Annotated in this window: 1 protein-coding gene; it reads right to left on the bottom strand. The window is 65.4% G+C overall.

Annotated elements, in window-relative coordinates; all coding sequences use genetic code 11:
* Window positions 1-228, bottom strand: a 228-nt coding sequence (locus BYZ73_RS23445) for a hypothetical protein (protein ID WP_220086910.1), incomplete at both ends; no start/stop codon positions are given.

The raw sequence follows: 228 nt of genomic DNA, 5'->3' as shown, positions 1-228 counted from the left end.
AGCGCGGCGTCGTCCGGAACCGGGCCAGCAGGCGCTGGCAGAGCTCGTAGGCCTGCGCGTCGGTGGTGATCCAGCGTGAATAGATCGTCTTCGACCGGATATCGGCGCCACCGGCCTCGGCCTCTACATCGGGCTCGACCCGCCCGCGCATCGAGCGGTAGTTGTCGGGATCATCCGATTTCGTGGGGTCCTCGGGGTTGTAATAGATGAAGACCCGGCTGATCCGCT

Origin of the sequence: Rhodovulum viride (assembly GCF_003265965.1) — a bacterium.
Lineage (GTDB): Bacteria > Pseudomonadota > Alphaproteobacteria > Rhodobacterales > Rhodobacteraceae > Rhodovulum > Rhodovulum kholense.
Note: the sequence above shows the minus strand (reverse complement) of the source record. Positions and strands in the feature narration are given on the sequence as shown.